18 protein-coding genes and 1 tRNA gene are annotated in these 16,572 nt (G+C 56.7%); 3 read left to right on the plus strand and 16 right to left on the minus strand.

The features are described 5' to 3' along the window. Nucleotides 1–46: 46 nt before the first annotated feature. Both murA and ACTJK5_RS10080 read right to left on the minus strand, forming a co-directional pair. Nucleotides 47–1,339 carry a UDP-N-acetylglucosamine 1-carboxyvinyltransferase gene (gene murA / locus ACTJK5_RS10075; RefSeq protein ID WP_062426069.1) on the minus strand — a complete coding sequence of 431 codons (1,293 nt, stop codon included), beginning with the start codon at nucleotides 1,337–1,339 and terminating at the stop codon, nucleotides 47–49. A gap of 175 nt (nucleotides 1,340–1,514) precedes the next feature. Further along, the gene (locus ACTJK5_RS10080; protein ID WP_376781990.1) at nucleotides 1,515–1,748 is read right to left on the minus strand and encodes a hypothetical protein; all 234 of its coding nucleotides are present in this window, start codon (nucleotides 1,746–1,748) and stop codon (nucleotides 1,515–1,517) included. A 141-nt stretch (nucleotides 1,749–1,889) separates the two neighbouring features. Here ACTJK5_RS10080 and ACTJK5_RS10085 point away from each other — a divergent pair. After that, nucleotides 1,890–1,964, plus strand: a tRNA-Thr gene (locus ACTJK5_RS10085). 61 nt (nucleotides 1,965–2,025) lie between these two features. Here ACTJK5_RS10085 and ACTJK5_RS10090 read toward each other — a convergent pair. Then, nucleotides 2,026–2,286, minus strand: coding sequence for a hypothetical protein (locus ACTJK5_RS10090; protein WP_440612337.1), 261 nt, complete (start codon nucleotides 2,284–2,286; stop codon nucleotides 2,026–2,028). Between the two features lie 320 nt (nucleotides 2,287–2,606). Between ACTJK5_RS10090 and ACTJK5_RS10095 the strand changes: the two genes are divergently transcribed. Next, nucleotides 2,607–2,846: a hypothetical protein gene (locus ACTJK5_RS10095; RefSeq protein ID WP_130977282.1), complete on the plus strand. Its 240-nt coding sequence runs from the start codon at nucleotides 2,607–2,609 to the stop codon at nucleotides 2,844–2,846. A 142-nt stretch (nucleotides 2,847–2,988) separates the two neighbouring features. Continuing rightward, the gene (locus ACTJK5_RS10100) at nucleotides 2,989–4,152 is read left to right on the plus strand and encodes an SH3 domain-containing protein (protein WP_335322891.1); all 1,164 of its coding nucleotides are present in this window, start codon (nucleotides 2,989–2,991) and stop codon (nucleotides 4,150–4,152) included. Between the two features lie 253 nt (nucleotides 4,153–4,405). Here the strand turns inward: ACTJK5_RS10100 and fliQ are convergent, their stop codons facing one another. The 13 genes from fliQ to ACTJK5_RS10165 all read right to left on the minus strand — a co-directional run bounded on the left by fliQ (nucleotide 4,406) and on the right by ACTJK5_RS10165 (nucleotide 16,200). Next, nucleotides 4,406–4,672: a flagellar biosynthesis protein FliQ gene (gene fliQ / locus ACTJK5_RS10105; RefSeq protein ID WP_062426073.1), complete on the minus strand. Its 267-nt coding sequence runs from the start codon at nucleotides 4,670–4,672 to the stop codon at nucleotides 4,406–4,408. Nucleotides 4,673–4,776: 104 nt separating this feature from the next. Then, the gene (gene flgD, locus ACTJK5_RS10110) at nucleotides 4,777–5,190 is read right to left on the minus strand and encodes a flagellar hook assembly protein FlgD (RefSeq protein ID WP_440612338.1); all 414 of its coding nucleotides are present in this window, start codon (nucleotides 5,188–5,190) and stop codon (nucleotides 4,777–4,779) included. Further along, nucleotides 5,184–5,630: a flagellar biosynthesis repressor FlbT gene (gene flbT, locus ACTJK5_RS10115; protein ID WP_062426075.1), complete on the minus strand. Its 447-nt coding sequence runs from the start codon at nucleotides 5,628–5,630 to the stop codon at nucleotides 5,184–5,186. The genes flgD and flbT overlap by 7 nt, the downstream gene beginning before the upstream one ends. Further along, entirely contained in the window at nucleotides 5,627–5,974 is a 348-nt protein-coding gene (gene flaF, locus ACTJK5_RS10120) for a flagellar biosynthesis regulator FlaF (RefSeq protein WP_062426076.1), read from the minus strand. The genes flbT and flaF overlap by 4 nt, the downstream gene beginning before the upstream one ends. A gap of 54 nt (nucleotides 5,975–6,028) precedes the next feature. Then, a complete protein-coding gene (locus ACTJK5_RS10125) occupies nucleotides 6,029–7,042 on the minus strand; it encodes a flagellar hook-associated family protein (RefSeq protein WP_111848296.1) in 1,014 nt (337 codons plus the stop codon). Between the two features lies 1 nt (nucleotide 7,043). Then, nucleotides 7,044–8,486 (minus strand): flagellar hook-associated protein FlgK, encoded by a 1,443-nt coding sequence (gene flgK / locus ACTJK5_RS10130; RefSeq protein ID WP_062426078.1) that lies wholly within the window; start codon nucleotides 8,484–8,486, stop codon nucleotides 7,044–7,046. A gap of 20 nt (nucleotides 8,487–8,506) precedes the next feature. Further along, complete coding sequence (locus tag ACTJK5_RS10135) at nucleotides 8,507–9,784, minus strand: flagellar hook protein FlgE (RefSeq protein WP_116493163.1); 1,278 nt, start codon at nucleotides 9,782–9,784, stop codon at nucleotides 8,507–8,509. A gap of 216 nt (nucleotides 9,785–10,000) precedes the next feature. Then, a complete protein-coding gene (locus ACTJK5_RS10140; RefSeq protein WP_062426080.1) occupies nucleotides 10,001–10,672 on the minus strand; it encodes a response regulator transcription factor in 672 nt (223 codons plus the stop codon). 281 nt (nucleotides 10,673–10,953) lie between these two features. Beyond that, entirely contained in the window at nucleotides 10,954–11,541 is a 588-nt protein-coding gene (locus ACTJK5_RS10145) for a transglycosylase SLT domain-containing protein (protein ID WP_082479156.1), read from the minus strand. Next, nucleotides 11,465–12,934: a flagellar hook-length control protein FliK gene (locus ACTJK5_RS10150; RefSeq protein ID WP_440612339.1), complete on the minus strand. Its 1,470-nt coding sequence runs from the start codon at nucleotides 12,932–12,934 to the stop codon at nucleotides 11,465–11,467. Before ACTJK5_RS10150 ends, ACTJK5_RS10145 begins: the two co-directional genes overlap by 77 nt. A 1-nt stretch (nucleotide 12,935) precedes the next feature. Continuing rightward, nucleotides 12,936–14,138 (minus strand): chemotaxis protein, encoded by a 1,203-nt coding sequence (locus ACTJK5_RS10155; RefSeq protein ID WP_440612340.1) that lies wholly within the window; start codon nucleotides 14,136–14,138, stop codon nucleotides 12,936–12,938. 42 nt (nucleotides 14,139–14,180) lie between these two features. After that, complete coding sequence (locus ACTJK5_RS10160; RefSeq protein WP_113274290.1) at nucleotides 14,181–15,563, minus strand: MotB family protein; 1,383 nt, start codon at nucleotides 15,561–15,563, stop codon at nucleotides 14,181–14,183. Further along, a complete protein-coding gene (locus tag ACTJK5_RS10165; RefSeq protein ID WP_440612341.1) occupies nucleotides 15,556–16,200 on the minus strand; it encodes a hypothetical protein in 645 nt (214 codons plus the stop codon). Before ACTJK5_RS10165 ends, ACTJK5_RS10160 begins: the two co-directional genes overlap by 8 nt. Between the last annotated feature and the right edge of the window lie 372 nt (nucleotides 16,201–16,572).

Below are 16,572 nucleotides of genomic sequence, written 5' to 3' on the forward strand. Positions count from 1 at the left end.
TTCTTCAACGGACACGGCCCCCTCATCGAGAATCGGCGATGAAGGATCAATCGCTGACGCGCTCGACTTTCGCGCCGCAGCGGTTCAGCTTTTCTTCGAGACGCTCAAAGCCGCGATCCAGGTGATAGACGCGCGACACCATGGTTTCGCCCTCAGCCACCAGTCCGGCAATGACCAGCGAGACGGAGGCGCGAAGGTCGGTCGCCATCACAGGCGCGCCGCGCAAGCGGGAGACACCTTCGATACGCGCCATCTGGCCTGACAGAGAAATCTTGGCGCCAAGGCGGGCAAGTTCCTGAACGTGCATGAAGCGGTTTTCAAAGATGGTTTCGGTGATGTGCGAAACGCCATCGGCACGCGTCATCAGTGCCATGAACTGCGCCTGCAAGTCCGTCGGGAAACCGGGGAAGGGTTCGGTGACGACATCGACCGGGCGGATGCCGTTGCCGTTGCGCACGACGCGCAGGCCACTCTCCGTTTCGGTGATGGTTGCGCCGGCAAGCCGCAACGTATCGATGGCGTTGTCCAGCAGCGATGCGCGCGTGCCTTCCAGAAGAACGTCGCCACCCGTCATCGCAACCGCCATGGCATAGGTGCCCGTTTCGATACGATCGGGAAGGACCCGGTGACGGGCGCCGGAGAGTGACGTCACACCTTCAATGGTAATGGTCGAGGTGCCGGCACCTTCGATCTTCGCACCCATGGCACTCAGGCACTGGGCAAGGTCAACAACTTCGGGCTCACGAGCCGCGTTGTGAATGATCGTCGTGCCGCGGGCGAGCGTTGCCGCCATCAGCATCACATGCGTTGCGCCAACGGAGACTTTCGGGAAGGTGTAGGTGGCGCCGATCAGACCGCCGGCAGGCGCTGTCGCGTTGATGTATCCGCCATCGATTTCCATGGTTGCGCCTAGCGCCTCCAGTCCTTCGATGAAGAGGTCGACGGGACGTGTGCCGATGGCGCAGCCACCGGGCAGCGAAACGCGCGCCCTGCCCTCACGGGCAAGAAGCGGGCCGATGACCCAGAAGCTTGCACGCATCTTGGAGACCAGCTCGTAAGGAGCGGTCGTATCGACGATCGTCCGGCAAGTGAAATGCACGGTGCGGGAATAGCTTTCGCCCTGGCTTTCACGACGGCCATTGACCGAGATGTCGACGCCGTGGTTGCCGAGAATACGGATCAACTGTTCCACGTCTGCCAGATGCGGCACGTTTTCCAGCGTCAGCGTATCGCTGGTCATCAGCGATGCGATCATCAGCGGCAGTGCTGCATTCTTGGCGCCGGAAATAGGGATGATGCCGTTCAGCTCGTTCCCACCTGTGATTCTGATGCGATCCATTCGTCCCTTACGAGCTTCGCGCTCGCCTTTCCTTGATGCCGTCGAGGCATGTGTTGGTGCCGGCCTGCCGACAAACGGCAGCACAGCTGAAAAAGAGTTGATGCCGCCCACTCAGACAAGAGTCGACGCGAAAGATGAAACCCCTGTCCGTTTCAATTTCCCCGGTCTGTTGTTGTCAGCACGATTCGTTCGTTTTTGCGGCAGGAAGTCCGATTGTATCGTCTTCGTCACCTGCACGGCGGGCGCGCAACTGCTGTTTGCGGCGAGCAAGGTTTTCACGCAGCTTCTTTGCAGCCCGCGCCTTGCGTTCCGCCTCTCGCTGCTTTGCCTTTTCGCCGGGTCCAGTTTGCCCGGATGCCAGCGGCTTTTGCAGGGTTTCATCGTGATCATCGTCCATAAGCGGTGTCATAAACGAATTTCGCGCGGTCCAACAGTGTCCGTCGCTTTTTTCAGAAAGGTATGGTGAAGTCGCACTTTGACGCTTGCGCTCATCAAAAACCTATGGCAATAGGCGCCCACTTGATGTCGAGGCAGCGCTTCGACGACAGATGCTGCGGTAGCTCAGTGGTAGAGCACTCCCTTGGTAAGGGAGAGGTCGAGAGTTCAATCCTCTTTCGCAGCACCATTCAATTCTCCCACACTGTACAGAGTTTTTTCGCTCAATTGCTGGTGACGCCCGACCGTCGTTATGCTTTGGGCTTAATTGGATTTCCGAAAAGATCGACGGGTTCAGGCTCTGGAGAAACGCCACTCTTGTGGGCCGAGAGGCGACCGCTACACGACCGCAGGCTGTTCGGGCGTCCTGCCCAGAGCGCGAGTTCGACTTTCTCTCCTGCCTTGATATCGCGGTCTGCGATGAAGTAGCCGCGATGGTCAGGAGCGGTTTCGTGCCCAGCTTTTTCGTTTTCAAACAAACAAACATCTCCGGGCTTTGCATTGTAAGCCATTCAGCGTCCTCCCTTTCAATGTGAGCCACGGCTTCGGGTGATGGATCTATATGGTGGATGGGGAATGCTGAGGCTAGGCTAAGCTGTGACGAGGGCTCAATAAACGCTCGGCGGCGGATCCTTAATGTCCGAAGTCTCGTCGCCGCGTGCTTTGGCGGCTCGATCCAAGTCTCACTCGCCCATCCACGCGCAGACGAGCGCAGCCAAGGAATCCCCGAAAGCCTTCCTTCCAAAATCTGGACATGACAGGACGCGCACTTGAAAGCTCATACAGCCATCATCACATGAACGTAGAGAGAACATTCATAGGAGCCGTCATAATGACATCTGGTGAAAAACAGCTTTCACGAAGTGCAATCCGCTCGTTGTCGGCGATCCACCAGTATCGTTATCAACGGCGTTCGGGTCGGGTGTGGCTGGTTGGCGACAAGCGCATCTCGACCTCAACCGTCGCTAGCCTTGAAAGAGAAGCCTTCGTGCGAGAAATCGCTTCGAATGGCGCGCCTCGCCTTGTTCTGACTGACGAAGGCAAGCGCTTTATCTCTCAGGGCGGCGGCTGAAGAGTACAAGTGTCGACGAGACAGACGGCGCGGCTCCTATAGTGCAGTTTAGGTTTCAGTTAGTTCACGAATATAAGACCTCTAGTAATGTGAGCGTTCTGGGATATAAAATTGGCGCAAAATTGCGTTGGGGATCGCATCAATGTTTGTTAAGCGTTTCTTGGTGGGTGCAGCCATTGCCGCTTTGTTGTTTCCCGCCGGGGCCACGGCGCTGACGTTTTCTACCGAGCCCATTGATGCAACGAAGTCTGTAATCCTCGTTTCGGGCGTGTTTGAGCCAAGCGAAAGTCTGTCGTCGTTCGTATCGCTTGCGAAAGGGCTCGGCACACGTTCTGGAATCGTCGTCTTCAACTCCATAGGAGGCAACCCCTCCAAAGCTATAGAGCTTGGCAGGCTTATCCGTGCTCTTGGCCTTCCGACGTTTCAGATGCGAGGAATGGAATGTTCTTCCGCCTGCGCTCTAGCTTTCATGGGTGGAACTGTCCGTTTTGCCGAGACGGGTTCCATAGGCGTTCATAAGACTTCTTTCGCCGACACCTCAGCAATCTCTGTGGATGACGCGGTATCCTATATCCAGCACCAGACAGCAGAGACAATCGGCTACATGACAGAAATGGGGATCGACCCATCTCTGCTGCAGTTATCGCTGCGGTACGAGAAGAACGATATGCGTTACCTATCTAAAAGCGAGATGCAGCAGTACCGCGTCACAACTCTTGGAAACGTACCGCCTCCTCCTGAAACGGAAGTCTCAGCGAACACGCAGCCTTCAGCGTCCGAAACTGCAGCGCTGCCGGCATACCGTATCGCTGAAGACGATCCTCGCTTCCAAATACCGCTCGCGAAAACTGGAAAAATTCGTGTCCCCAAAGGTAAGGAATTTTTACGAGCTGGCGAAGATCAAAAGTCGGAGAAGCTGATCTTGTTACGTAACGGCGACAAGGTAGACATACTGGCTGTTGGAGATAGATGGTACTTAGTACGAACAAAGGGGAAAGAGGGCTACGTGCACCATAATTGGGTAAAAGTAGACCAATTTCTCAGTCAGCCGTTCGACAACAGGTTCATCCAGATCAAAAGCTTCGATAATTTCGCAGAAGCGGCCGCTTATGTTCGGGGTTCCTCGCTGCCGGTGACAGCGTATCTTGCGACCAACAACTGGTTTGCGGTTGCGCTGATGCGTTCACTTCCCCCGGATGAGGCCGCCGGACTTCTCAAAGATTTAAAGGACAAAGGCTCTGTGCCGGACGACGCGTTCATGACCGTCGGCAACACTTATGTGAAGAGCGTTTGCTGCTCCAACTGATTGGAGAACGTCCTTGCGGCGGGTGTTAGTATCGCCCCTAGGGCTTCTTTTTCGATGCTAAACCGCAACGGCTGATCGCCATTCTCGCTGCTTCGCCTGCGCGTTCTACAGCATCAGCCCGTCCTGTATGCGTCCATTAGGACGCACGGCGTTTAGGACTCGTGTAACTTTCGCTGCATGCCCCTCGATGACTGAACAGCAGACGATAGAAACGCCAATCGGGGGGCCAACAAACGCGGTCGCTTGGTCCAGATCAGAATCCCGACTGAATGCGGGAGAACACCAGATTGGTGAAGAGGGAGATCTGCGCACCGACAAAGGGCGCTGAAAAGGCGATGGCCACCATGACGGCGATGATCTTCGGCACGAAGGTGAGAGTCATTTCCTGAATCTGGGTCAGGGCCTGCACGAATGCGATGATAATGCCGACTGTCATTGCGGCAAGAACCGCAGGACCCGATGCGATGAGCACGGTCCATATCGCATTTTGCATGATATCGAGAGCGTCTGCCTCGTTCATCTCGGTCCGCTCGTCTCATTCGGCTAAAGGATGCCGAACCTGAAACGGTGGGCATGGCCGCATGATGCGACCATTAGAGATGCTATATGATTCGACAGAAGGCGTTAAGACGCCGTCTGCGAGATTTTGATGCCTTGGCTGATTGCAATCGTTGAGCCGGCAACCGTGGTGGCGGAGAGGCCCTCGGCTGTAACTTCCACCGACTTCACGACACCGCTGGTCTGGCCGTCTGCGCTGGTAATCGTCTTGCCGATATAGGAAGACGCGTTCGACAGCGACGATGCCGAGATCAGGCTTTCCAGGTTCGTATTCATCTTGATCGACTGCTCGACCTGCGAGAAGGTTGCCAACTGGGCGACCTGCGCACTCGGATCCATTGGATTCGTCGGATCCTGGTTCTTCATCTGGGTGATCAAGAGCTTGAGGAAGTTGTCGTAATCCAGCGACGCCTTTTTGGAGTCGGTTTTCGATGCAGAGGTCGTCTGTGTCGATGTGGCACTCGCTACAGCGTCTACCATGGTGCGATTTCCCTTCGCAATTCGTTGACAACAGCCGGCGTGATTTCATGGCTGTTGAGAATGGTCTCTTCCTTGGCGTAGAGACCACGGATGGTCTTCAGCGCGTCGAAGGGACGGCCAGACGAGACGGTGGCGTCGATGCGCTTCAGCTCAGAACGGATCTCTTCGTTCTTGAAGGTCGCAAGCAGCATGGTGATCGACTTGCGGAAGAGTGTCAGAGACTGCTCCTTGCCTTCCGGATTGATCAACATCATCTGTACGATGAAGTACAGCTGCCGCAGAGGTGTCGTCGTATCCTCAAGCTGCAACACATGGTTCTCAAGCAGAAATGTCACATCATTGAGGAATTCCAGGGAAACCTTCCGGTCGACGCGAAGAACGGCGCCGTTGATGAAGATCTTTTCCCCAGACTTCAAGGAAATCCGCAGTGTACTTTTCATTTAAGTCCATCCTTGATGATGGTTGTCACGTCAATAATGCCTTGGTAGTTCGTCGAATTACGCTTGCGTATCTGCTCGCATTCTTTGAGAATCCAGATGGCGATGGAAATCAGGTTGGCTTTGAGTTCAACCGGCAGTTCATTTTCTGGCTGCTGGAGATCATCTACGAAGCGCGTCCAGACCCGCCTGGTGTAGAAAATCGCCTCGATCCCGTCCTTGCCATATTTTTCCTGTCGCTTGGCGACCTCCAGGAGTTCGATAGATCGCTCAAGGACCTGTCTCTCCCTGTTGCGGGCAATATGGGGGTCATCCTCCATGATCTCCGCATATGAAAACTGGAACATTTATCTTTCCTTCATGGCCCGATGTGCCGCCCGTCATCGGCGGAATTATTCCTGCTAGATGAAATTGACGAGGCTAAGCCCCTGGATCTTCGATGTAATTGTATATGACGTCTCGACCTGGTTCAGAAGGGTCGTAAGGCGGGTCGACGCCTCGTAGGTGTCGATGCCAACAAGATCGGTCAGCTGGGTATCGATGATCGTCTTCTGCGCGCTCATATAGGTATTCGCCTTCTCCACTCGCTCCTGGGACAAGCCGATTTTGGCGCGCTGGGTATCGATGTTGGAGATGGCGGAACCCGCGAGCTTCGTCGTGGCGTCATTGACCACCGAAAGCGCGTCGGGGCCGAGACCGGCATCGACCAGCTGCGAGGAGATGACCGTCGCCAGGACAAGGTTCTTGAACCCGGATTCATTGGCGCTGGCGGATGTCGAGACGGTCTCCGAGGTGCTGATCCGGCTGCTCATGGCCGTATCGGAAGCGTTCGTCCAGGACGGCCAGTCGAAATTGTCCTGGTAGTCCTGCAGGAAGGCTGCAACGTCGCTGGCAGAGGCCGTCGATGGGTCCGGAAAAGCAGTGTCGAAAGCCGACTTGAAGTTGCTCGTGATGTTGCCGATGAACCCATCATCCAGCGTCTGCGCGTCGGTGTTGATGCCCGAAAACAGGAACTCGCCGTTGACTGCGGTGTTCGCGTAGCTCGTGAAGTTTTCCAGCACCGACATCGCTGTCGTCTTCGCCACACCGAGGCTGCTTGCGTCGGTATTGCCGCTGAGCGCGATGACCGAGTTCAGCAAGGTCTGCGCGGAATCCGACATGTTCTTCATCGCCAGCTGCGAAGCATCCATGCGCTGCTCGGCCACGGAGTTGGAGTCGACGATCGCCTGAAGGCGTTTGCTTTCACGCGTATAGTCGAGGCTCGTGGAGGTCCGCGTTCCAAGTTCCACGCCGACGTCGGAATAGGTACCGGTGACGGCTTCCTTTTGCAGCTTACTGATTTCAGCCTGCGCATTGGACACCGTCAAATGCATGGCCGTGCTAACGCTTTGGGATGAGATCGAGGTGGTTTTCATATCAGTTCGCCGCCGCCAACAGTGTCTTCAGAAGTTCATCGACCGTCGTCATCAGCTTCGCCGCAGCCTTGTAGGACTGCTCGATGTCAAGAAGCTGGATCAGTTCCTCATCGAGATTGACGCCGGTCGCGTTCGAGTAGGCCTCTTTCGATTTCGTCAGCATCGCAGAGGTACTATCCGCCGCCGACGTGGCGTTGCTCCGATACTCTTCGGCAAAGCCGACCGAATCCGTCGCAAAGCTGAGCAACGTCGTATTTCTCGAAATGCCTGCCGCCGGATCGAATTCGATCGGCGTGTTCATCGCGGTCGCATATTTGTACAGGACGTTGGAATAACCGCTCGATCCGTCCACATTCGGGCTGACGCCCGCAATGTCGCCATCGCGCAGCTTCGTCGGGGTCGCGACCGCATCGGCCGAAACAGAGATCAGCCCGGCAAGACCCGGAATCTTCTGCGGTGTTTCGAAATCGACCGTCGAGCCATCACGGGTGGTGAACAGGCCGGCAACCGGATTTCCACCCCCATCCTGTTCGGCAAACGTGCCCATGAGGCCGCGGGCGATTTCGTCAAGCTGTGCCTGATAGGTTGGATAGACTTCGTCACGCAGCTGCAGAAGTGCCGGAAGGCTACCCTTCGCCGTGGTGTTGCTGCCAGAGCCCGTCTTGACCATCACGCCGTCGATGAAAATCCCGGAACCCGTCGTGTCCGCATCATAAGCGGCGCGGGACTCGAAGGAGATCTTTCTTGGCGTCGTTTCGAAAAGGGTCGTGCCGTCCGTTGTGTAGATGGCGACATCATTGCCGGGACGGGTCGCTGTAGAGACGCCGATGATCCCGGATATTTCCTTGAGCAAGCCCTCACGCTTATCGAGCGCATTGTTCGGGTCGCGTCCGACCTGGGTCGCATATTTGACCTGATCGTTGGCATCGCCGAAGTCCTTCAGCAATTGGTTCAGCCGTGTGATTGCCGTGTTGATTTCGCTGTCGGCATCCACCCGTAACTGCTGAACAGCCTTTGTGGAGGTATTCAACGCATTGGTCGTATCGGTAGCGGCACTGACGACAGCAGAGGCCAGCGTGATGTCCGTTGGCGATGCGGCGTAGGTATTCAGGGCATTCTGCAGGGATGCGAGATAGGTGGACGGGGCAGCGGTGTATTCCTCACCGCCCATCACCACGCTCAGCGACTTCATACCCGCCAGGAATTTCTGCTTGCCCGCATCATCGGAAGCGGCGGAAAGATACTGCTTCAAAAGAGCGCTATCTTCGGCACGCTCGATCTTGACGGTAATTGCTCCCGTCAGCGTATTGACCGTGGTGACAGCGGCGCGGCGGTTATAGTCGCTTGAGCTTGCGTTCGAAATGTTATTCGAAACGACGGCACTTGAGAGTGACGTGTTACCCAGAGTGGCCTTGGCCGTATTAAGTGTCGTACTGAGCGCCATTCACCCGCCTCCAGAAACCGTTATCGTGCCAGATTGATGAGGACGTCCATCATATCGGAGCCTGTTTGGAAGACTTTCGAGTTGGCGGTGTAGCTGCGCTGCGCCTGGATCATTTCCGTCAGTTCGTTGGCGATATCAACGTTCGACTGTTCCAGCTGCTTGGACGCAATGGAGCCGTAGCCTGTCTGACCGGCGAAGCCCAAGGTGACCACGCCCGATTCGGCGGTCGTCTGGAACGCGTTACCGGAGAGAACCTTCAGATTGTCGGGGCTTGCCACATCGGCCAGCGGCACACGATAAAGCGGACGCGGCGAGGACTTGGCGTAGGTCGCATAGACCGTGCCATCAGCCGTAATAGAGATCGACTGAACCGCTTCGGCCGCGTTACCATTGACGCCACCCTTTGAGATCGTCGACTTGTCGGCGCCCAGCTGAGACATTCCCGAAAGATCGAACGTCACTTCCATGTCGTTGGTGGTATCGTCGAGGGTGATCGTCGGAGGATCGTTTTCCAGCTTCCCGGCATCATACGTCAATGTCTCGGTCAGCAGGGCTGGTTGAGTGTACGGGAAACCACCTGGATCTGTCGCGAACTTGGAGTCGAAAACGGAGACTTCCCACTGATTGTCTGCGGTCTTCGTGAAATAGAAATCATATTTGACTGAGTTACCCAGCGGATCATAACCGGTGACGGACGTTTTCAGCGTGCTAACCTGGTCGACATTCACGGAGGATGCGGTTGCACCGGGCGCTGACGGGCGATTGGCGGCAGCCACAATCGGTGCCGAAGAGGCCAGATTGCCTGTCAGCGAACCAAGCGTCGATGCCGTTGCCTGCATGCCGTCGGCAGACGCATTGACAGGCACAAGACCGTCATAGCTGTTGACGACGGTGGTTGGCGTGGTGCCATCATATTTGTAGCCCAAGAGCTTGAAGCCGGAGGCATTGACGAGGAAGCCGTCTTCGTCGGGAACGAACTGGCCTGCGCGGGTCAGGAAGACGTTTCCGCTCGGGTCCTCGACCACGAAGAAGCCATCGCCCTGAATGGCGATATCGGTCGGCGATTGTGTCGACTGCAACGGTCCGTTCTGCGTGATGGAGTAATTGACCTTCGTCATCACGCCGCCGGAATTATAGGTGCCGCCGTTCGCGCCCAGAACGAGCGTCGAAAAGGAGGTCGATGCGCTCTTGTAGCCAGTGGTGCTGGCGTTGGCGATGTTATCACCGACGGTCCCGAGCTTGTTTGCCTGAGCGCCCATGCCGGATACAGCAGTTTTCATCGTTCCAAAAAGGCTCATGTCGAATCCTCTATTCCTGTTCCTGATGACGTTAGGATGCGGGCCTTGCGTGAGGCTGTCTGTTTTCTCCACCACGGAAAATTTCGGCGCGGTTGGGGGACACAGAGGAGCGGCGAACGCCAGAAACGAAAAAGACCGGCGCGGGCCGGTCTTCGAGAATGGTGTTGCTGAAATGAATAAACAAAAATCGCGGGCGTTTTGAACCCGCGATGACGTTCAGGACCAGTCGATGCAGTATCCGAGGAACCGCTTGGAGTCGATTGGATCGAAGCCGAGCTTCTTGCGCAGCTTCTTGCGCAGCTTGCTGATGTGGCTTTCCACCACGTTTTCTTCGACTTCCTCATCGAAGATGCCGTAGATCGCGTTGAATATCTGCGCCTTGGAAACGCGACGACCGCGGTTCGCGATTAAATATTCCAGGATGCGTCGTTCACGACGTGGGAGTGGGAAGACCTCGCCCGTCACTTCCGGATCGCGACCATCGGAGAAAACCCGGATGGGACCGACATCGGTAAATTGCGTGATGACGTTGAGCCTGCGCCGAATTGCTGCCGCCCGAGCCAATATCTCACGTGGATGTACTGGCTTGCGGACGACATCGTCGACGCCGCAATCGAACAAGGCCAGTGTTGCATCGAGAGAATGCTGATCGCTGACCGCAATGACAGGTGCCTGGGAACGATCACGGATCGTTCTTGGCAGTTCATACGTTGTATCCGCCTGACCAATCAAAAATGCTTCAATCGCAGCGATGTCCGAATCCGCTGCGGTGTTCACCCATTCTCCAAATTCTGCTGGATCAAATCCAGTCGAGGGTATCCCCTCTCGTCCAAACAGGGCTGTATACCCTTCCTTAACGAGCTTGCGCTCATCAACTACCACGATCATTCGTCCGCCTCCGAATCAGTGTAGCTCACCTACGTCCTAGGGTGTACGAATCGGGTGAATCTCTCACAATTACAGGAAAACACAGGTAATTATTAATAGTTGATTAACCATACTGTGCCGATTTGGACTATATCTAGTATGCGTTAACCAAAAATGGGATATTTTTTCATGGGATAAACCTGTGGAAGATAATAGGGGGATTGACTCACCTAATTTGGCCCATTCTTGCCGCAATTCAAAAACGGGCAAAAATGGAACTCGGTGATGCAACTTAGGATTGGTTAAGCCTGGCAAAATTTGCGAGCGTTGGCGGTCCATTGACCGTAGCCCGTTGCGACCAGATTGCTGATGACCCGGCAGACATAGCGCTGTTGCGCGGGGTCATTATTGGGGCCGGCATGGTATCTTGCGACCGCCATCGTCCATGTCTCATGCCGATCGTGGAGCTGCTTTAGGAAGCGCGCAGCATAGGCGACGTTCTTCGCAGGCTCGAACATCTCGCCAATCGACCTGAACTCCGCCCCATGAAAATAGACGTTGATCTGCATGCATCCGACATCGATCAACTTGGCGCCACGTGCTCGCGCTTCCTCCACCAGACGATAGGCTTCCGCCCTGCTTTCCGGAAAAAAAGCCTTGCCTTCGATGTTGATCGCGTAGGGGCTGAGCGAGCCTTTGCGTCCCGTTTCCGTCAGCCCCACCGAATATAATATTCCTTCGGGAATACTATACTGGCCAGCGGCATCATGAATCTGCCGCTCGCATTCGACCGCTGCGGCAGGCTGGGAAGCCTCACAGGTAAACGTGGTCAGGACGAGCGCTGGTATCGCGAGGAAGTGTTTCAGGCTGAGCCGAAATATCATTGCCATTGACCTCTTCGGGCGCGCTCTGACGCGTCTGCCGATAGAATTGCTCCTGCGATCGATCGTCGTTGCCACGCTGGCCCTGCTGTGCGCCTTGCTGGTTCAGATCGTTCGGCTGGCGATTGGTGTTGCTGTTGGTGTTATCCTGACGGTCGGATGTGGAGGAAAGCGACACGGTCACCTGGTCAACGCTGAAGCCCTGGGACTTCAGGGCATCCAGAATGGCAGAGCTGTCTTTCTGCAGCTCGGCATAGCCCTTCAGCGTATGGGCCGTCAGGTGAACGCTCAACTCATCGCCAACCAGCTTCATGGCGGCCGTCACATGACCGAGTTCGACCGGGCTCATCTGGATCTTGAGTGTGTGAACGACCTGCCCGGTGGACGTCACCAGAGGCGCTCCGCTGGTCTTGGCCGCCATTGCGGTTGCCCAATCCGGGTCGGTTGCCATCGACGCCGTCACGTTGGCGGCATTCGAGGTGGGCGAGAGAGCAAGATAGCGCCTGCTATCAAGGACCTGCACCACGTCGACGTTCGGAGCAGAGGATAGGGATGCATCAACCTTCAGCGACCCATCCTCATGCGATGCGATGTGGAGATCGATCGCCGGGGCATCCCCCTTGGAAAGCCTTACCACGGTCGTGGGCATAGCCAGATCGTCTTCGGATGGTGGAGCCACGGGAAGCAAGGCTGCGCCATCAGCAGGCTTGGCCTTTGCCTCGGCATGCACCGGCACCACAGGCTGGTCCGTCGGCGCGGTTGTGGCTGCGAGAAGCGACATCAGGTCGGCACTCGTGCTGGCAACGTTGGTCAGATCAGCATCGTCTGCAGGTTTGTCGCTGTCCGTATCGTCCTTATCGCCTTCAACCGGCACTTCGCTCGTATTCGTGGCCTTCGTCAGCGTCTCGATGAATTTGACCAGATCTGCCAGTGACGTAGCGGGCTCCTCAGTCTCGGTCGGGGCTTCCGCGACGACAGGTGCAACAGGCGCAGTTTGAACGCTCACGCTCGTATCGACGAGCTTCAGCAGGAGAGCAGGTTTGCTCTGCGCCGCCTCATCGACAACCTCGCCTTCAGCGGGTGGTTGCTTGTCGTCGGCGCTTGTGGAACGGGCTGGCGCAGCATCCTGAGATTTATCGGCAGGGCGATCGCTGACCGTTTGCTTCGTATCGGTCGGCGCGGCGCTGGACGGAGCGCGCTGGGCCTTATCACTATCTTGCGCCTTGGAATCGGCGTTGGCATTGTTCGCCGGTGCAGGTTGTCGCGCAGTGCGGTCACCCGCAGCGCCAAGCGCATCCGAGAAGCCCGATCCGCCTTGTTTGGACGATCCGCCACGGTCCCGACCATTTGTGACCTTTACGGCCTCGGCGTGGCTCGGCACCAAGTTGCTCAGGACGTTCATATTATCCCCCTTCCTGCTTCAGCATGGAGTCGATCTCGTTCAATCGAGCGCGGTTCTTGTCGAAAAATGTCTTTAGTGGCGCCGCATCGGCTGCCTGAGACGCCGCCTCCTCGGTCTTTCCGGCCGGCACAGGAGCCCTGCTACCCTCGGTCGCAGGGCCGCTACTGCTCGAAACAGTCGTCGCGGCGGTAAGAGACGGCGGCTGCATAATCTGTTCCGCAATGGTTTTTGCCGCGTTGCGTAGCGCGAGGTCACGCGGCGAAAGTTCCGATTCCGGGATGCTTGCCAGCTTTTCCTGTGCGGCCAGAACATCCTGTCCTGATATGTCGGACAGCCCCGAATAGAGCTTGGAGAGAGGCTCACGGGTGGTGTCACCCGTGTCCTCAGCAATTCCATTGGCTTTCTCTGCCGCAAACTGGGCAAGCTCCATCTTGCCTTGCAAGGATGCTTGCCGCGCGATGCGCAGATAGATTTCCTGCGCTCTCTCCGCATCCATCAATTCGGCGATCTCACCGATGTCCTTGGTCGTCACGGGGCCAAAGCTATCGATGGCGAGGCTGACAAAGAGATCGGCAAACTGCGACGCATAAGGAGAATGCAGAAATCGGACGGCGTATTTGCGCGCGTAAACCATTCCCTTCTCGGGCTGCTTCAACTGCATCGTCGCCATGATCGAGCGGCGCAGCGCGGCTTCCTCGATGATCGTGCCTGGCGCGCTCAACCGGGCATCGTCGAAGAATGGCAGGGCTGCAGCCGGGTCTTTGGTATAGGCGATGTTGCCCGCAATCAGCATGAGATAAGGTCCCAGGCGATTGTTGCGATATTCCGGAATGAGATCGGAGACGACCTTGTCCACCAGGCCGCCACGACCGCTCAGATATTTTTGCAGGACGTTGACCACGCGCGAATCGAAGTATCCCTGCACGTCCTTGGCGACGAGATAGTTCAGCGTCGCGGGATTTCCGCCGCTCATGATGTAGATCAGTGCCGCGTCGGCGTTCTTCGTGTCGGAAAAGACCGACATGTCCGAGGTGCGCAAGGTGGTGTCGAAAGCGCTCAGCAAAAATTTCTGCATGTCGCGCGCGGAATGATCGCCCATGACGACCGAATCCTGCACGAACTGCAGAGACCGCAAGATCTTGGCGGGCGGCAGATCGCTCTGGGCCTCGGCCTGGCCAGCCGCCAGAAGCAAGGACACCCCCATCAACAATCCAGCAATATGAGTGGCTCTCATCATCCGCTGGCCTCAACCGTCCTCGAGCAATATCTCGATGCGACGGTTCGCGCCGTTCATCGGGTCGTCGGTACTTTGCAAGCGACGGTCGGCAAAACCGGACAGCTGCTTGATCCGTCCTTCATCCAGTCCGCCGCGCACCAGCATGTAATAGGCCGCATGGGCGCGATCCATCGATAGCGTCCAGTTATCCTTGCCGCCACTACTATAGGCTCTGCCATCGGTATGGCCGCGAATGACGACGGCGCCCTTCTGCTTGCTGAGAACCTCGCCGATCTTGCCCATTGCCAGGACGAGATCGCGCTGGGGTATGGCAGAACCGACACTGAACATCGCAGTGCTTGCCTTTTCCGAAATGGTGATCAGCGTGCCGCCTTCGGCAGGGGTCACGACAATGCCCTCGGCCAGCTTGCCGGCCACGCCGGAAACCTGTTGCGAGATTTCCGCGCGCAACGCGTCGGCGGCCTTCTCGCTCTTTTGCGATACCTTGACGGGCGTGGCAGGCTCGCTTTCAGAGTCCTGCTTCACCTCAGCGTCCTGTTTGGCCGGTTGCTTACCGGATGCCTGATCGGGCTTGGGGCTGGGCACGGGAATGGCCATTGCCACTTCCGTTGGCTTTTGAGCCTCCGGATCCAGATCGTCTGCCGCAACCTGCTCGGCTTTCGCCGTCTTAGCATCAGGTGGTGCTCCAAGCTCGTTGGGGTCGCCGATAATGCCTGCGACATCTTCCTTCGGGGGCGTTTGCTTCACGCTTTCAGACGTCTGCTCCTTTTCAGGGAGCTTGGTGTCCTGGACCACCACAGAAGGGTTCTGCTGAGCGGTGTCGATCTGCTTGCTCCAGAAATCCGGATCGAAGGGATCGCGGTAGGCTTCACCGCCGGAGGCGCCGGTCGAAGGGCCGGATTCGCTTGCACCGCCCTCCCCCTTGGCGCTGACATTGGCTTGCTGGCCGACCTCCTGGGCAATCTCCGCAAGAACCGCATAGGGGTTTTCGAAGAACGCCGCTTCGGAGAAATTGACGTTCTGACCGGACGTCGTGGTCGAATCCTCGCCGCTTGCAGCCGCACTGCCTTCCGTCGATTTGGTCGACTTGGTGTCGGACTTTGCGCTATTCTCCTCGCCTTGCTCCTTCTTGGCGGGCTGCTTCAACCCACGTTCGGCCGGCTGTTCGTCCGTCAGCTTGATGGGATTGAAATAGCTGGCGACCGAGGCCGTCGTCTTCTCATTGGAAGCGTTGACGAGCCACATAACGAGAAAGAAGGCCATCATCGCCGTCATGAAGTCAGCAAAGGCGATCTTCCAGGCACCACCATGCGCACCGTCATGCCCACCCTTGTGACGCTTGACGATGATGATTTCATTCTTGCCGTGATGGTGATTTTCGCTCTCACTCATCCGACAAGCCCCTCAAACCTTGGAAAAACTCCGACAGTCTCGTCATTAGAACTGAATTATCCATTTGAACCTGAATATCGATGTCGTCCGACACCTCGTAATCGACAGGATGGTCAATTTCTTCCAGGCCTTTGCGCATCTTGGAAAGCAGTTGCTCCGGCCCGCTGATCTTGACCGTGCCAGCGTAGCCGTCGCGGATTTCGCGGAGAACTTGCGCTGCCATTTCGGCTGCCGTCTTCTGTGCAAGCTCCTGCTCGACAAACTGGCTGAGAACCTTGAGACAAGCGGCCTCGACGTGCTCGTTCATGACCTGCTTCATGGTGATGACCGAGGTCGCAAGGTGACCGGCAATCTCTTCCTCGAACCGGACACGTTGGGCCTCGAGCTCTTCCTCATGGCGCAGCTTCAACGCGTCGAGTTCGGCCTGATGGCTTTCTTCGAGAGTCTGTTTTGCGGATTGCTCGCCATCCTCGAAAGCCTTGCGCTTCTCTTCCTCAAGATCGACCAAAGGCTCGAGAGCAGCCGCCCAGTCATTCTCAAAGGTCACTGCCGGCAACTCGATATCGAGTGCCACGGGTTCTTCAACCGGTACGAACTGGCTGAAATCCTTCAAGTATTTTGTCAGCGCTGCACTCATCGACGCACCTGATGACAGACATCACATCTGTCGTTTTCAATCCGGGAAGCCTTGCGGGAAAACCGCAAGGTATTCGCAACTGCCTCAGCGAAGGAGAAGAGTCCTGCCATGACAGCTTTTCATCCGGCAGGGTAAAGAGCCAAACTTGTGCGAGGGTGAACCTCTCCACCATTAGCGCGACCGACCGACGATATTGCGGAAGAGGATAGGTCTATTGCGGCAGACAAATGGGGTAATGGCCATGATATGCTGCGGCATTTCAGGCAGAACGACGTAGCTCTTCTTGTGACAACGACATGCGTCGGGCGCAGAATTCGAGCGGACATTCGCCTGCGAGATCAACACCGTTAAGGCAAGCACGCCGGCGAGGTT

Origin of the sequence: Agrobacterium sp. 22094, from assembly GCF_052046015.1 — a bacterium.
GTDB lineage: Bacteria > Pseudomonadota > Alphaproteobacteria > Rhizobiales > Rhizobiaceae > Agrobacterium > Agrobacterium cavarae.

Excerpts from the sequence above, each read along its gene's own strand:
- murA (WP_062426069.1), bottom strand. The coding sequence starts at position 1,339 with ATGGATCGCATCAGAATCACAGGTGGGAACGAGCTGAACGGCATCATC.
- ACTJK5_RS10080 (WP_376781990.1), bottom strand. The coding sequence starts at position 1,748 with ATGACACCGCTTATGGACGATGATCACGATGAAACCCTGCAAAAGCCG.
- ACTJK5_RS10090 (WP_440612337.1), bottom strand. The coding sequence starts at position 2,286 with ATGGCTTACAATGCAAAGCCCGGAGATGTTTGTTTGTTTGAAAACGAA.
- ACTJK5_RS10095 (WP_130977282.1), top strand. The coding sequence starts at position 2,607 with ATGACATCTGGTGAAAAACAGCTTTCACGAAGTGCAATCCGCTCGTTG.
- ACTJK5_RS10100 (WP_335322891.1), top strand. The coding sequence starts at position 2,989 with ATGTTTGTTAAGCGTTTCTTGGTGGGTGCAGCCATTGCCGCTTTGTTG.
- fliQ (WP_062426073.1), bottom strand. The coding sequence starts at position 4,672 with ATGAACGAGGCAGACGCTCTCGATATCATGCAAAATGCGATATGGACC.
- flgD (WP_440612338.1), bottom strand. The coding sequence starts at position 5,190 with ATGGTAGACGCTGTAGCGAGTGCCACATCGACACAGACGACCTCTGCA.
- flbT (WP_062426075.1), bottom strand. The coding sequence starts at position 5,630 with ATGAAAAGTACACTGCGGATTTCCTTGAAGTCTGGGGAAAAGATCTTC.
- flaF (WP_062426076.1), bottom strand. The coding sequence starts at position 5,974 with ATGTTCCAGTTTTCATATGCGGAGATCATGGAGGATGACCCCCATATT.
- ACTJK5_RS10125 (WP_111848296.1), bottom strand. The coding sequence starts at position 7,042 with ATGAAAACCACCTCGATCTCATCCCAAAGCGTTAGCACGGCCATGCAT.
- flgK (WP_062426078.1), bottom strand. The coding sequence starts at position 8,486 with ATGGCGCTCAGTACGACACTTAATACGGCCAAGGCCACTCTGGGTAAC.
- ACTJK5_RS10135 (WP_116493163.1), bottom strand. The coding sequence starts at position 9,784 with ATGAGCCTTTTTGGAACGATGAAAACTGCTGTATCCGGCATGGGCGCT.
- ACTJK5_RS10140 (WP_062426080.1), bottom strand. The coding sequence starts at position 10,672 with ATGATCGTGGTAGTTGATGAGCGCAAGCTCGTTAAGGAAGGGTATACA.
- ACTJK5_RS10145 (WP_082479156.1), bottom strand. The coding sequence starts at position 11,541 with ATGGCAATGATATTTCGGCTCAGCCTGAAACACTTCCTCGCGATACCA.
- ACTJK5_RS10150 (WP_440612339.1), bottom strand. The coding sequence starts at position 12,934 with ATGAACGTCCTGAGCAACTTGGTGCCGAGCCACGCCGAGGCCGTAAAG.
- ACTJK5_RS10155 (WP_440612340.1), bottom strand. The coding sequence starts at position 14,138 with ATGGGGGTGTCCTTGCTTCTGGCGGCTGGCCAGGCCGAGGCCCAGAGC.
- ACTJK5_RS10160 (WP_113274290.1), bottom strand. The coding sequence starts at position 15,563 with ATGAGTGAGAGCGAAAATCACCATCACGGCAAGAATGAAATCATCATC.
- ACTJK5_RS10165 (WP_440612341.1), bottom strand. The coding sequence starts at position 16,200 with ATGAGTGCAGCGCTGACAAAATACTTGAAGGATTTCAGCCAGTTCGTA.